This is a genomic window from Neoalteromonas arenosi (assembly GCF_030362855.1).
Classification (GTDB): Bacteria; Pseudomonadota; Gammaproteobacteria; order Enterobacterales; family Alteromonadaceae; genus Alteromonas_E; species Alteromonas_E arenosi.
The window spans coordinates 98,956-112,829 of record NZ_JAUCBP010000012.1; the positions used below are offsets into that span (position 1 = coordinate 98,956).

Here is a 13,874-nt window from a genome sequence, read left to right on the forward strand (position 1 = left end):
GCTTAAATAGTAGGACTAATCGCTCGCAGTTTTGGAGTTTATCACTGCATGACAGATTCGCACTTGTTTGACAAGCTAGTCGACTGGGTCACCTTGTATCAGTTTAATTTGATTTGGTCTGGGGTATTGCTACTCGGCTATGTCATATTAACTCGCTTGGCGTTGCCCCATGTGGAGCGCAAGGTCATCCATTCAAAGCTCAAGAGTGAGGCGGCAGCCAAAGCCTCTTACATGACGCGGCTGATTATAGGCATACTTACACTCGCCACGGTTTTGATCGTTTGGGGAATAGATTTTAGCGGCCTTTTACTGATATCGACATCGCTATTAACCTTAACCGGCGTAGCATTGTTCGCGAGCTGGTCATTGTTGAGTAATGTAACCTCGTATTTTGTCTTGCTGTTTCAACCGTCATTTCGTCGCGGTAACTTTATTCGGATTATTGACGGTGACAACTATATCCAAGGCTATATTGCAGACGTTAACCTTTTCAGTGCTAAACTTATTACGGAGTCGAGAGAAGAGATTGTTTATCCCAACAATTTATTATTGACTCGTCCAACCATCGTAAACCCGCGAGATCGCGACAATTCTATTGGTAAAACGGCCAGCGCTGCGCCTGTGGCACCGGTTGCTAATAGTGTAGAGGACTCAAGACCAGCATCATGACTCTCCAGAGCTGTATCTATGGAGTAAGCATGTACAGGACGTGCACTGCAATACTGCTAACCCTATGCATTGTATTGAATTTAAGTCTAAGCGCCACTGCTGTGGCGCAATACAATGCACCAACGCCAATATTGTTAACTGATCGCGAACAGGGAGAGCAACGCACTGGGCACGCTTTTATCTGGCACGATGCTTCTGCTCAAGCTACTGCTCAACAGGCGCTTGACGCTTTTTATCAAGGGCAGTTTAGTAGTTTGCAATCCCAAGGAAGTACAGGTTTAAAGCCAGGTGCTTTCTGGACAACTTTTAGCCTGAGGAATACCACGGCTCAAGATCTTGTCTATCATCTTGAATACGTCGATCATCAGCTTATTCAACTGGATGCCTATCAAGTCACTAATGAGCGTGACTTGGTGCAGCTAGTCAGCTTATCAATGGAGCAATCATTCTCGACGAGACCTGTCGACCACCCTCGTCTGGTTGTGCCAGTGACGATTCCGTCAGGGCAGACAATGCAGTTCCTGTGGCGAATGAACTCTCACGAAGTCGGTTATGTGTTTCCAAGTTTTAGAATTTGGACCCCCGCAGCACTGGACCGCGCGATCACAGTTGAGACTGCTTTGGTTGGCTTTCTATTTGGCGGCTTCGTTTTAATGTCTTTGTTCGCTCTGGTTGCAGGTGTGGCAACTAAGAAAGGCAGCTATTACATGTACGCCATCTACGCAGTGAGTAAAATCGTAGTATGGGCGACGATACTTGGCTTTACCCATCAGTATTGGTTAATGGAGAATTTCGAGTGGCGCTACATGTCACTAAGTGGAGCGATAAGCGTGCTTTGTGGCTTCATTTTTGCGCGCATGTTCCTTCAGACCAAGGTATTCACGCCCAAGCTCGACAAAGTGTTATTACTCACTATTGCTAACGCATTGGTGTTGTTGGTCAGTGCTCTACTGCACCTCAAGCTGGTAGCTATCGTCTCAATTACCTTAGCATTGTTGTTATACCCGTTTATTACAGTAGTCAGCTGGATTCGTTGGCGACAAGGTTCTGCGGAGGCGGGGATCTTCACTCTCGCTTGGACATTACTCGTCGTTGGCTTGTTTATTCAAGCTTGTCGGGACTTAGGGTTTGTTGAGCACAATTTTGTTAACTACTATTGGCCACCTGTAGCTTCGTTTGTAGAAATGATAGCGATTATGGCCGCACTAGGTGTACAAATGGTGCGCCTACGAGACCAAAAACGCGAAGCGGAACTGGCATATAAGAATCACTTAGAACAAACGCAATTGATTCTTGAGCAAACCGTCGAAGATCGCACGCGCGAGCTGAACTTACAAAAACAAATCGCCGAGCGTGAAGCACAAACTGATCACTTAACAGGGATTGCCAATCGACGCTACTTTTTCAACCAATTAGAAGCACAATTGCAAGCCAGCCGCGAGCGTCAGTTCCCCGTAAGTTTCTTGTTGTTTGACCTCGATGATTTCAAGCAAATAAACGATCGTTATGGTCATCAAAGTGGTGATGCCGCTTTGGTGGAATTTGCACGTATAATCAAAGCGAATTTGCGTGAGTCTGATGTGTTTGGTCGAATTGGTGGGGAGGAGTTTGGTCTGATCATTAACCAACCATTAGATGAAGCCCATGAGTTGGCTAATCGGTTGCGCCAGGCGGTGAGCAAAATGATAGTCACAACGAGTAAATCGTCTTTTGCGCTAACCGTCAGTATCGGCTTGGCAGCATTTCAAAAAAATGATTCCGTTGAAGACCTGTATACGCGGGTCGACAAAGCACTCTACAAGGCCAAATCGCAAGGTCGCAATCGCGTTGAGTTAATATAAAAAAGCCCGCGGAAAGCGGGCTTTTTAGTTGTTCAAGTTAACGATTTACGTTATTCGTCTAAGAAGCTGCGAAGCTGCTCAGAGCGACTTGGGTGACGTAACTTGCGCAATGCCTTCGCTTCAATCTGACGAATACGCTCACGAGTAACGTCAAACTGCTTACCGACTTCTTCTAGTGTATGGTCAGTATTCATATCAATACCGAAGCGCATACGCAATACCTTCGCTTCACGCGCAGTAAGACCTGCCAACACTTCCTGCGTAGCGTCTTTTAAGCTACCTCCAGTGGCTGAGTCGAGTGGTTGGATAATGGTATTATCCTCAATGAAATCGCCTAAGTGTGAATCTTCATCATCACCGATAGGGGTTTCCATCGAAATTGGCTCTTTAGCAATTTTCAATACTTTGCGGATCTTATCCTCAGGCATTAACATGCGTTCTGACAATTCTTCTGGCGTTGGCTCACGCCCCATTTCTTGCAACATCTGACGTGAAATCCGATTCAACTTATTGATTGTCTCAATCATGTGGACTGGGATACGAATAGTTCGTGCCTGGTCTGCAATCGAACGGGTGATCGCCTGACGAATCCACCACGTTGCATAGGTTGAAAACTTGTAACCACGACGGTACTCGAACTTATCGACCGCCTTCATCAATCCGATATTACCTTCTTGGATAAGGTCGAGGAATTGTAAGCCACGGTTGGTGTATTTTTTCGCTATTGAAATAACCAAACGCAGGTTGGCTTCAACCATTTCCTTTTTCGCGCGGCGCGCTTTAGCTTCACCAATCGACATGCGTCGATTGATGTCTTTGATATCAGCAATGACTAGGCCGGTTTCAAGCTCAACCTGATTCATCTTGCTGACGCTACGCTCAATCTCTTCGCGTTGCTCTTGCAGTGATGCGACAAAGTCTTTGCCTGTTGCAATGGCTGTGTCTAACCAATCTGTCGTTGTCTCGTTACCCGCGAATGCCTTGATAAAGTCTTTCTTTGGCATTTTTGCGTTCACGACACAGTACTTCATGACTAAGCGCTCTTGGATCCGCACGCGGTCCATCATATCGCGCATGTTCTTAACCATGCGGTCGAACTGTTTGGGGACAAGGCGGAACTCTTTGAAAACATCGCTCAACGCATTGATTTGTTTGCGTGCATCTTTGTGAGCGCGGCCTTTTTTCTCAATCACTTCGCGCGCTTTAGTGTATTGAGCGCGAAGTTCAGCAAATTTTTCGCGAGCAACTTCAGGATCTACGCTGTTGTCATCTTCTTCATCATCTTCGTCGTCATCATCGTCGTCTTCGTCGTCGAGATCTTCTTGTGACAATTCAGAGCCTACGTGAGTCGCTGTGGGAGCGACATCTTCTTCGTTCGGGTCAACGAAACCAATAATAATATCGCTAAGACGAATCTCTTCAGCCTCGTATAAGTCCCACTGATCAAGTAAATAGGTGATGGCTTCTGGATACTCAGCAACAGAGCACTGAACTTGATTGATGCCGTCTTCGATGCGTTTGGCGATTTCGATCTCACCTTCGCGAGTTAACAACTCAACGGTACCCATCTCGCGCATGTACATGCGAACCGGGTCAGTAGTACGACCGATTTCACTCTCTACGGTAGCCAGTGCTTGAGCTGCAGCTTCTGCGACTTCTTCATCCGCAGTATTGTCTTGCATGAGTAATTCATCAGAGTCAGGTGCTGCTTCTGAAACTTGGATTCCCATGTCGTTGATCATGCGAATGATATCTTCGATCTGATCCGAATCAACGATGTCTTGGGGAAGGTGGTCATTAACCTCAGCAAAGGTTAAGTAACCCTGCTCTTTTCCTTTTGCAATCAAAAGCTTGATCTGAGACTGCTTGTTTTGCGGCATAAAATTTACACTTCTCTCGTATGAATAGCGCGATTAAATGTCAGTAAACCTGCACAATTTAAACGCTCTCTATTGTGCGGTTTTCCAGTTTGGAACAGCTTTAAATCAGCTATACAACTGGTTTCAATGTATAGCAGTATAGACTACTTCATTGAGTTTTCGGCGAATTAGCCAGTATAGCAGATTAAACTGCCATTTTACTAGAATAATGTGGTTGCAATTTAGTCAGGTTCAAGGGGCTGTTGCGGGTTTTTTAGCCTGCATCAACAAGTTTAATTCTTGTTTCTCTGCCGTTGATAATCCATGTACGCGCGATTTAGTCATTAAAATTTCCATGCGCTGTTCAAAGTGCCAATTCAACAACTTCTTAAAACTATCCTTAAACACAGACTCAGCAGCGGCGGCATCAATCAAAAATTCTTGTTGCAGGAGTTTTGATAGGTGCGTGGCCTCGGGCTTATTTCGATAGTGCTCTAACACGCTGCCAGTATGGGCATTGGGGTTTTGCAGACAGTACTGATGGATGCTTATCAGCAAACCCAACCCTGGAATCGCGCTTTCGACTAAAACACTGAAATCAATATGAGGCAAACGCGCGGCGAGACTTGGGTCGTCTAGGAGTAATCGCAACATCGTTCGCACGGGTGAAATACTCGCTTTCGGTGCGTTGTAACTGTTCGCCTGTTTCTGTGGGGCTCGTTGATTGGCGCGTTGAATGTCGCGCTCTCGCTGATAACGGTCTTGTTCGCCACAAAGGCGACTGAGTTCCGTATTTAGCATATCACGCTGGTTGTCTCCCAAGATAGAATCGATCAAAGGTTGCGCAGCGGCTTTTAACGCAGCCTTACCTTCAGTTGAGCCAACCGAGTGTTGTTGCAACAAGCGGTCGAACAAAAACTTAGACAGTGGTTGGGCTTTGTCGAGTTCTGCTTCGAATGCTGCCTTACCCACTTTTTGTACCATGGTATCGGGATCTTCACCGTCTGGCAGGAATAAGAAACGCATGGTGACACCGTCTTTCAAAAACGGTAGCGCATTTTCCATTGCTCGCCACGCAGCTTCGCGACCCGCACGGTCGCCATCGTAACAGCAAATGATGTCATTGGTAGCGCGCACTAGCATTTGAATATGCTCGGGTGTTGTGGCCGTGCCCAACGCTGCCACCGCATAATCAATACCGTGCTCAGCGAGGGCCACAACATCCATGTAACCCTCTACCACAATTACCCGTTCAAGGTGGCGATGAGCCTGTCGGGCTTGATAAAAGCCGTATAATTCACTGCCTTTATGGAATATCCGCGTCTCGGGAGAGTTGAGGTATTTGGGACCGTCTTGGGTAAATACGCGACCGCCAAAACCGACGACTCTTCCGCGTTTATCGCGAATAGGGAACATCAAGCGATCGCGAAAAAAGTCAAAACGCTTGCCGTTGTCGTTGGCGGAAATGAGTTTTAAGTCTAAGAGTTGCTGCTGACGCTGTTCTTGGCCATTGCCAAACTGGCGCAAAACACCGTCCCATTCCGGTGGGGCAAAACCGATTTCCCAGTGCTTTACGGTTGTGCCACTTAAGCCGCGTTGTTTTAAATAGTCGATGACCTTGGCTGACTGTGCGTGTTGGCGAAGCTGCGCTTGAAAAAAGCGGGTGGCTTTTTCCATCAGTGCATAATCGCTGTCGAGTTGCTCGCGGCCAACGCCGGGTTTACGGGGGTGAGAACTTTGCTCTCGCGGCACTTCGACACCGTGAAAGCGGGCTAACTCTTCAATCGCTTCAGGAAACTCCAACCGGTCATATTCCATGAGGAAGGAAACAGAGTTTCCGTGCGCTCCGCATCCAAAACAGTGGTAAAATTGCTTATCTTGACTGACCGTAAATGACGGCGATTTTTCATTGTGGAATGGGCAGCACGCTTGGTAATTTTTACCCGCTTTTTTAAGTTTAACGCGCGAATCGATAATATCGACGATGTCGGTCCGAGCGATCATATCCTCGATAAAATCTTTAGGTATCAAGCCTGCCATTACTTTTTTGAATATCCTCAGCAACAAGAGCGTCACTGTAGCAAGGGAAGATTATACTGCCAAGCGACAAACACGTGCTTGGCAGTTATTTTGTACGCTGCTTAATTAGCCTAATTTTGCTTTAATTTGGCCACTTAGTGCGCCCATGTCTGTGCGACCTTGGACTTTGGGCTTTAAGAAACCCATCACTTTACCCATGTCTTGCATAGTTGCAGCGCCGGTGGCAGCCATCGCTTCATCGATGAGCGCCGACAATTCCTCAGCCGTCAACGGCTGTGGTAAGAACGTTTCTAGAATTTCGATCTCTGCGCGCTCGTTATCGGCCAAATCGACGCGATTAGCATCGTCAAATTGCTGTGCGGCATCTTTGCGTTGTTTAACCATTTTTGTTAGCACGACTAACACCTGAGTGTCGTCTAATGTCACTCGCTCATCAATTTCACGCTGCTTTATGGCGGCAAGAGCCATACGGATAGTACCAAGACGCAATTTATCTTTTGCGCGCATCGCATCTTTTTGGGCTTCTTTTAACGTATCAGTAAGTGACATAGGCTATTCCTTTTTCTCAGTTATAGGACTTTGCTTAACAACTGGGTTTATGGCGTACAAACAAAAACGCGCCTTTACGGCGCGTTTCTATCGAAAACATTCTATCTTAGTAGAGTTTTACGCGACGCGCGTTTTCACGAGCAAGTTTTTTCATGTGACGCTTCTTAGCAGCAGCTTTCTTACGCTTGCGCTCCCAAGTTGGCTTTTCAAAAAACTCACGACGACGTACTTCTGAAAGTACACCGGCTTTTTCACAAGAACGTTTGAAACGACGAAGAGCAACGTCAAACGGCTCGTTTTCTCTTACTTTAACGATAGGCATCTAAAAATTCACCTCAAAAATTAAACGGTAAAACCGGGTATTTCACTGAGGAAAACTCTTGACCCGGGTTAAAAATGGTGCGGAATTCTAATCATATCTGGCGCAGAAGTAAAGTCGTAATTGCTAAAAACTCGCAAACCGCTAAACTACGCCGGTATTTTTCACTACAGGGTAATTGCAAACGAATATGCGGGTCTTAGGTATTGAAACCTCATGCGATGAAACGGGCATTGCAATATACGATACAGAAGCGGGTTTATTGGCCCACTGTTTGTATAGTCAGATCAAGCTTCATGCTGACTATGGCGGTGTTGTACCTGAACTCGCGTCACGCGACCACGTACGCAAGATTTTACCCTTAATTGAAGACGCTTTGCAGGCGGCCAAGCTTACCGCCAAGGATATTGACGGCATTGCCGTTACGCGCGGTCCGGGTTTGGTCGGCGCGTTATTAGTTGGCTTGTCAGTCGCTAAAAGCTTATCACTGGCGTGGAATGTGCCGATGATCGGTGTGCACCATATGGAAGGACACTTACTTGCTCCGATGTTAGAAGCGAAGCAGCCTGAGTTTCCGTTTGTCGCACTGCTGGTATCGGGAGGGCATAGCATGTTGGTGAACGTCAAGGCGATTGGCGATTACGAAGTCCTGGGCGAGTCAATCGATGACGCCGCCGGTGAAGCGTTTGATAAAACTGCCAAACTGTTGGGCTTGGACTATCCGGGCGGACCTCTTTTAGCCAAGCTAGCTGAGCAAGGGGAAGCCGGACATTATCAATTCCCGCGGCCCATGACTGACAGACCCGGCATGGACTTTAGTTTCAGCGGCCTTAAAACATTCGCCGCAAATACCATTCGCGCCGCTGACAACAGTCAACAAACACAAGCGAATATTGCCTTTGCTTTTCAGGAAGCGGTAGTCGACACCTTGATTATAAAGTGTAAACGGGCGCTTAAACACACTCAGGGAAAACGCTTGGTTATTGCTGGGGGAGTGAGTGCAAACATCTACTTGCGTGCGCAAATGAAGAGGCTCATGGCGAGTATGGGAGGCGAAGTATATTATCCTGATCTTGCGTTTTGTACTGACAACGGCGCAATGATTGCCTATGCTGGCGCGCAACGATTATTAGCAGGTGAAACAACATCGGCAGATTGTCGCGCAATGCCACGTTGGCCATTGGATACCCTTGCCGCAATCGAGCTTTAATCGTTACTCGCGCGCCTTGCCTTTTTGCCATATTTTACTTTCTTCGCGATGCCATAAGCGGACGATGTTTTCGTGATGGCGGAACACAATGAGTAAAGTGAGCATAGCCACAGGTAACGTATAGATGGGTTTTATTAGGTAGGTAAACAGCGGTGCCAAACTGACCGCTACTATCGCTCCAAGTGACGAATAGCCGCTGGCTAATACCACAACTATCCACGTAACGATTAGTAGCCCTGCCAAATCCAAACCGATAGGTAACATGGCGCCAAACGCTGTTGCGACTGCCTTACCGCCTTGAAAGCTAAAAAATAATGGGAATATATGGCCTAGGCAGGCACCAATTGCGATTACGCCGAGGTAGACAGGCTCAATGCCTAACCAGTAGGCTAAATAGGTGGGAATAGTGCCTTTAAGGATATCAATGATAAGTACCAAAACCGCGGGCATCCGACCACCAATGCGGTACACATTCGTTGCACCCGGGTTACCTGAGCCAGTGTGACGGGGGTCGGGTAACCGAAAAAGTCGACAAACTAGCACTGCACTCGATAACGAGCCGAACAAGTAAGCTGTGAAAAACATTAAAATTATTAGCGCAGCCATGTCATCATCGCGTGGTTCACGGTAAACTGTCGCCACATTAACAAGAAACACTCGAGTTTAGCAAAGGCGAACTTGCTCATTTTCACTGAGTAAGCAGTATTCGAGACTAATGTGAGCCAATGGAACAAATTATTATTCAAGGGTTGCAGTTACCTACCATTATTGGTGTGTACGACTGGGAGCGAACGCAGCCACAAACACTGATAGTTGATCTAGTCATTACCGCTGACGTCTCGGCAGCGTGTCATTCGGACGATGTAAACGATACCTTAGACTACGCGAAACTCAGTGATGAGCTGGTCGAACTAGCTAAACAGAGTCAATGTGAATTACTCGAGGCGTTTGCGAGTGCCATATGTGATACGTTAATGGCGTACAAACGCATTACTCAAGTAGACGTCACGGTTGAGAAACCCAACATATTATCCAATGCTCGACGCGTCGCCGTTCGATTAGTGCGAGTGCGGCAATGAGTCAGCAGCGACATCATATTTTAATCAGTTTAGGCTCCAATATTGAACGCGAGCTGCACACGCGTGCCGGCGTTGCGGCATTGCAGCATTATTTCTCTGACGTTGAATTATCTTCTGTGTATGAGAGTGAGGCTGTAGGTTTCACTGGAACTGCTTTTTACAATTTAGTCGCCAGTGCCCACACCGACATGTCGATAGCGCAGGTCTGTCAAACACTGAAAAGTATTGAACGCGAAAATGGACGCGTGTCAGCAGAAAAAAAATTCGCCCCGCGAACACTTGATCTAGACTTGCTCACCTATGACCAAGAAGTAACGGCCGAGCCCGTTGTGTTACCGCGCGATGAAATCACATACAATGCTTTTGTATTGCAACCCTTGGCCGAGTTGGTTCCAGACCAAGTTCATCCAACGACGAAAAAAACCTATGCCGATTTGTGGCAGTCTTACGATAAAAGCCTGCAAAACCTTTGGCCGATTAAATTTATTTGGAGTTAGATAGCTCAATGACGATTTTTGAAATCATAATTCTTGCAATTATTCAGGGGATCACTGAGTTCTTACCAATTTCCAGCTCAGCACACCTGCTCTTACCCGCAGAATTGTTGGGGTGGCGCACTCAGGGGTTAGCCTTTGATGTTGCGGTACACGTCGGCAGTTTGCTTGCGGTCTTGATCTATCTGCGCCGCGAGGTGACTGATATGACAGTTGACTTTTTCCGCCACGGGTTTACCGCACAACAAACCGATAACAGTCGATTGGCGTGGTGGGTAGTGGTGGGTACCCTACCGATTATTTTAGTCGGCTTCCTCCTCAAGGATTGGATTGAACTGAACGCGCGCACCGCGTTAGTAATGGCAATCACGACCATAAGTTTTGGTTTATTACTGTGGTACGCTGACGCAACGGCTAAACTAACAAAAAAAATGGCTCAAATGCGCGTGGGCCAGGCTGTGATCATTGGTTTAGCGCAGATATTGGCACTAATTCCAGGAACCTCACGTTCAGGCATAACGATGACAGCAAGTCTGATGTTAGGGTTTGATCGCGAAAGCGCAGCGCGCTTTTCGTTTTTATTGTCAATACCTGCCATTTTGGGGGCGGGCTTGTTATCAACCTTAGATTTGCTAAAAGCGGCAGATGCTGTGGATTGGACCGCTTTGTTTTACGGCGCAGCATTTTCTTTTGTCAGCGCTTATTTGTGTATTTATTTATTTTTGAGCTGGATCGCCCGCATCGGAATGTTGCCATTTGTGATCTATCGATTGATCCTCGGCGCCATTCTTTTGTGGTTTGTTTTTGCCTAACTAATAGGCTAACGGAGTGAACTCAATGAGCGAAACTATATTCGACAAGATTATTGATCGCAGTATTCCTGCCGACATTCTCTACGAAGACGAGCTAGCCCTTGCCTTCAGTGATATTAACCCGCAGGCACCGGTACACTTTTTAGTAATTCCAAAACGTCGTATAGCGACTGTAAATGACATTGGTATGGATGATCGAGAAGTCGTTGGCCATTTATATTGGGTAGCGGCTCATATCGCTGAGCAGAGGGGAATAGCTGACGAAGGATTTCGGACAGTTATGAATTGCAATGAATTTGGTGGACAAACGGTTTACCACATTCATTTACACGTGTTAGGTGGCAAGCCTCTCGGCTGGCCGCCTTATACTAGTGCGCCCAAAGCCTTGGAGTGATGTTGCGCTATCGATGGGCGGCGATACTGCGGTTGACACTATCCATCAACGACGCCGCATTATCTACTTGCGCGCGCAGCACAAAATATAGGGGCATTCGAAATAATTCGCTGGCAATTATACTACGGCGGTTAGTTCTTTGTGAAAATAACATCGCAACATTGTCTGGATTGAAGTAACTAATACCGTAATCAGCTTTACCTTCGCGGACATAGCGGATTAATTGCTCAAACTCAGTCTCAATCGCGACGACCTCAATGCTGTTACTCGGCGTATTGATTAAGCTGTGTAAAGGACCTTCGATTTTTTCTGGTGAGATTGGCACAACAACAGTTGCATCGGTCAGATCAGTGAATGAATTAAGCGCCGTTGTATGGTTGAGGTGGTAGGCATAAAACGTTAAGTAAAATAGCGGCTCATCGGAAAAAATATAGCCAGGAAGATCTTTGTCCAATAGCGTATTGGTGATAATTAACGCGTCTAAATCGGTATTTTCAACATAGAACTCAATATCCTCTGGCATAGTTGCGGAAAAGTCTGCGTAAATGCCAGCATCCTGTAACACGCGTTCTAGTTTGCGGCCCCAACTGCCGCGCATATCGCCACCAGCGGTTTGAAAGATACTCGGTGGTCGCTCTATAAAACCTACCGTAATGTTCTGTGCAGTGGCAGACACACCAGGTAGTGTAATAATCAGCACTAAACCGAAAATGAATTTGCCGAGCGAGGCTCTATTGACCACAACGTGTCTCCCTAAAAGCGCTAATTTTAATTGTTCAATATGTGACCTAGGCTAAAATTAGCCCACTTTATTACCAATTCCAAATGACCACTGACAACAATTTGTCTTTTGTTAGGGCATGTCTTTTATTGCATCGAGTTACCGTGTTCCGCTATTCTGCCTCATTTTACAAGGCAACAGCCGGTGAACATTGATTTAGGATTTTTCTTTGGATATACGTACGCTTCTCGGGAAAGCCGTTTACGCACTGCAACACGGTGACACTCATACCGCCTCATCACTGGCAGCTCAGGTACTCGCAAAATTACCAAACGAGCCCAATAGCTTACAAATACTGGGGAATGTTAGCGCGCAACAAGGTTTATACGCCGATGCGCTGAAGCTTTATCGCCAGGGTTTGAGTGCTAATCCGAATCATGTTCATTTATTGAATTTTGCCGGATTGGCGGCCAAGAACATGGATGACTTCGAAGCCGCACAAGAGTATTTTCAACAAGCAATAACTGTCGACCCGAACTATTATCACGCCGCATATAATCTCGCGAATTTATATAAAAGTGAGTATCACTTTGACGAGGCTGAGCGCTTATTGCGAGAGGTTATCATTGCTGCACCGCAGTTTTTGACGGCACAGACCAGTCTAGCTGATTTACTCGAACAGTCGCATCGCTTGGCCGAAGCAGAGAGTATTAGTCGGCGTGTAATAGCAACTGATAGCAATAATTTTTTGGCGCATCTGACGTTGGCTAATATAGCCGTTCGACATAAGCAGTGGGCTAAAGTGAAACACTTATTGCTGCCACTGATTGAAAGCGGTCAGTTATCGACCATTAACTTTTCAGTGGCAGTAGGTTTAGTCGCACAGGCGGACGAAAAGCAGGGGGAATTCTCAACAGCTTTTGCAAGGTTCACACAAGCTAATCAGGCCTTACAGCAAATCTATCAACATGACTATCAAGGCGCTGAAAGCATTTATGCTCCTACCCAAGTGCAGAGTATGCTGCGTTATATCGAGCACATTGAACCTCGAGAAGAAGTTTCAGGTGACGGTCAATCATCATTGCGACAGCCGGTATTTCTGGTTGGTTTCCCGCGTTCAGGTACCACGCTCCTCGACCAAGTTTTATCGTCACATTCGGATATATGTGTGTTGGAGGAAAAAGAAAATCTAGCGTTTCTCTATCAGACATACGATTGGCACAGTGACAAGCTTGATGCGCTATTTAACTTAACCGATGCACAACGCAAAGATCTACAACAACAGTATTGGCAGATTATTGATCGACAACCCGGCGTTGAGAGCGCCACCATAGTTATAGACAAGCTTCCCTTAAACTTGGTGATGTTGGCTCACATCTACTGTGTCTTCCCCCATGCAAAAGTGATTTTTGCGCTACGTGAACCCCGCGATAGCGTAATAAGCTGTTTCCAGCAGCGTTTTCAAATGAATCGCGCCATGTATGAAATGCTAACAATAGAAGGGGCCGCGCGTTATTATGATCTGGTCATGCGCTATGCTGATACAGTGCTGAGCAAGCTGCCATTGCAAGTACACAAAATTAGGTATGAAGACGTTGTTGCAGATTTAGATTCTGAGTCGAAAGCCTTAGCAAGATTTTTAGACATTGAATGGCAAGATGCCATGCTCGATTATCAAACAACTGCGCGTGGAAGGGCGATCAATACACCCAGTGCCAAACAAGTGATTCAACCGTTGTATACCAGCTCGCAAAAGAAATACCAACGCTATGCGGATGTAATTGAAAACACCAATGCATATGCTGCGCTACAACGCTGGAGTGACTATTGGGGGTACGCGCGCTGAAACAAGAAATTATTGATTGAGATCAGGAGTGTTCGCACATG

Annotated in this window: 14 protein-coding genes; 8 read left to right on the forward strand and 6 right to left on the reverse strand. The window is 46.5% G+C overall.

Going from position 1 to position 13,874, the window contains the following annotated elements:
• Positions 1-48: 48 nt before the first annotated feature.
• Entirely contained in the window at positions 49-669 is a 621-nt protein-coding gene (locus QTP81_RS14120) for a mechanosensitive ion channel domain-containing protein (protein WP_289366390.1), read from the forward strand.
• A 29-nt stretch (positions 670-698) separates the two neighbouring features.
• Positions 699-2,510 carry a sensor domain-containing diguanylate cyclase gene (locus tag QTP81_RS14125; RefSeq protein ID WP_289366392.1) on the forward strand — a complete coding sequence of 604 codons (1,812 nt, stop codon included), beginning with the start codon at positions 699-701 and terminating at the stop codon, positions 2,508-2,510.
• A gap of 50 nt (positions 2,511-2,560) precedes the next feature.
• Here the strand turns inward: QTP81_RS14125 and rpoD are convergent, their stop codons facing one another.
• From rpoD to rpsU, 4 genes are all read right to left on the reverse strand, one after another.
• Entirely contained in the window at positions 2,561-4,390 is a 1,830-nt protein-coding gene (rpoD, locus tag QTP81_RS14130) for an RNA polymerase sigma factor RpoD (RefSeq protein ID WP_289366393.1), read from the reverse strand.
• 231 nt (positions 4,391-4,621) lie between these two features.
• Positions 4,622-6,409, reverse strand: coding sequence for a DNA primase (gene dnaG, locus QTP81_RS14135; RefSeq protein ID WP_289366394.1), 1,788 nt, complete (start codon positions 6,407-6,409; stop codon positions 4,622-4,624).
• Positions 6,410-6,514: 105 nt separating this feature from the next.
• Positions 6,515-6,958 carry a GatB/YqeY domain-containing protein gene (locus QTP81_RS14140; RefSeq protein ID WP_289366395.1) on the reverse strand — a complete coding sequence of 148 codons (444 nt, stop codon included), beginning with the start codon at positions 6,956-6,958 and terminating at the stop codon, positions 6,515-6,517.
• Between the two features lie 106 nt (positions 6,959-7,064).
• Positions 7,065-7,280: a 30S ribosomal protein S21 gene (rpsU, locus tag QTP81_RS14145; RefSeq protein WP_070123829.1), complete on the reverse strand. Its 216-nt coding sequence runs from the start codon at positions 7,278-7,280 to the stop codon at positions 7,065-7,067.
• 187 nt (positions 7,281-7,467) lie between these two features.
• On the opposite strand from rpsU, the gene tsaD reads away from it, so the two are divergent.
• Positions 7,468-8,487, forward strand: coding sequence for a tRNA (adenosine(37)-N6)-threonylcarbamoyltransferase complex transferase subunit TsaD (gene tsaD / locus QTP81_RS14150; protein WP_289366397.1), 1,020 nt, complete (start codon positions 7,468-7,470; stop codon positions 8,485-8,487).
• Positions 8,488-8,490: 3 nt separating this feature from the next.
• Here the strand turns inward: tsaD and plsY are convergent, their stop codons facing one another.
• On the reverse strand, positions 8,491-9,093 hold the full coding sequence (gene plsY / locus QTP81_RS14155) for a glycerol-3-phosphate 1-O-acyltransferase PlsY (RefSeq protein WP_289366709.1): 603 nt from the start codon (positions 9,091-9,093) through the stop codon (positions 8,491-8,493).
• Between the two features lie 119 nt (positions 9,094-9,212).
• On the opposite strand from plsY, the gene folB reads away from it, so the two are divergent.
• The 4 genes from folB to QTP81_RS14175 are packed head-to-tail and all read left to right on the forward strand — an operon-like array spanning position 9,213 to position 11,266.
• Entirely contained in the window at positions 9,213-9,566 is a 354-nt protein-coding gene (gene folB / locus QTP81_RS14160) for a dihydroneopterin aldolase (RefSeq protein WP_289366398.1), read from the forward strand.
• On the forward strand, positions 9,563-10,063 hold the full coding sequence (folK, locus tag QTP81_RS14165) for a 2-amino-4-hydroxy-6-hydroxymethyldihydropteridine diphosphokinase (protein ID WP_289366399.1): 501 nt from the start codon (positions 9,563-9,565) through the stop codon (positions 10,061-10,063). The genes folB and folK overlap by 4 nt, the downstream gene beginning before the upstream one ends.
• Before the next feature lie 8 nt (positions 10,064-10,071).
• On the forward strand, positions 10,072-10,872 hold the full coding sequence (locus tag QTP81_RS14170; protein ID WP_289366401.1) for an undecaprenyl-diphosphate phosphatase: 801 nt from the start codon (positions 10,072-10,074) through the stop codon (positions 10,870-10,872).
• 25 nt (positions 10,873-10,897) lie between these two features.
• Positions 10,898-11,266, forward strand: a complete 369-nt coding sequence (locus QTP81_RS14175; RefSeq protein ID WP_289366402.1) for a histidine triad nucleotide-binding protein — start codon at positions 10,898-10,900, stop codon at positions 11,264-11,266.
• A gap of 7 nt (positions 11,267-11,273) precedes the next feature.
• On the opposite strand, the gene QTP81_RS14180 is transcribed toward QTP81_RS14175, so the two are convergent.
• On the reverse strand, positions 11,274-12,008 hold the full coding sequence (locus tag QTP81_RS14180) for a hypothetical protein (protein WP_289366403.1): 735 nt from the start codon (positions 12,006-12,008) through the stop codon (positions 11,274-11,276).
• Between the two features lie 208 nt (positions 12,009-12,216).
• Between QTP81_RS14180 and QTP81_RS14185 the strand changes: the two genes are divergently transcribed.
• Positions 12,217-13,833, forward strand: coding sequence for a tetratricopeptide repeat-containing sulfotransferase family protein (locus QTP81_RS14185; RefSeq protein ID WP_289366404.1), 1,617 nt, complete (start codon positions 12,217-12,219; stop codon positions 13,831-13,833).
• Positions 13,834-13,874: the final 41 nt, after the last annotated feature.